The 328-nt window shown below is 43.9% G+C and carries 1 protein-coding gene; it reads left to right on the top strand.

Features of this window, described 5'->3' with window-relative positions; translation table 11 throughout:
* Positions 1–86: 86 nt before the first annotated feature.
* Positions 87–328, top strand: a 242-nt coding sequence (locus BB427_RS07195; protein WP_139119032.1) for a myosin N-terminal SH3-like domain-containing protein, incomplete at its 3' end; no start/stop codon positions are given.

A 328-nucleotide genomic window follows, 5' to 3' on the forward strand; every position in this document is an offset into this window, starting at 1 on the left:
CCCGGCTGTTCTGGGCAAGACCTTGTGTGTCGGTGCAGTTTGCGATACCATCTTTTTAATTTCGAAAGAAAACACCAGCAAGAAAAATGGCCGCCGCCGAAGATCCAGATCCGTCACCATACATTTACGTTTCTATGGAACAGAAACGTAAAGATCAAACCAAGCCATACGATGGTAAAAAGATGGTGTGGGTTGCTGATGAGAAAGAAGGATATGTCCTGGGTCTCATTAAAAGTACACAAGGAGACATCTGTACTGTAGATATTGAAGGACAAGAGTCTCGTCAGATAAAAAAGGATCTGCTGCAGCAAGTAAACCAGATCGGAAG

It is taken from the genome of Pseudoalteromonas sp. BMB (genome assembly GCF_001709235.1).
GTDB lineage: Bacteria > Pseudomonadota > Gammaproteobacteria > Enterobacterales > Alteromonadaceae > Pseudoalteromonas > Pseudoalteromonas maricaloris.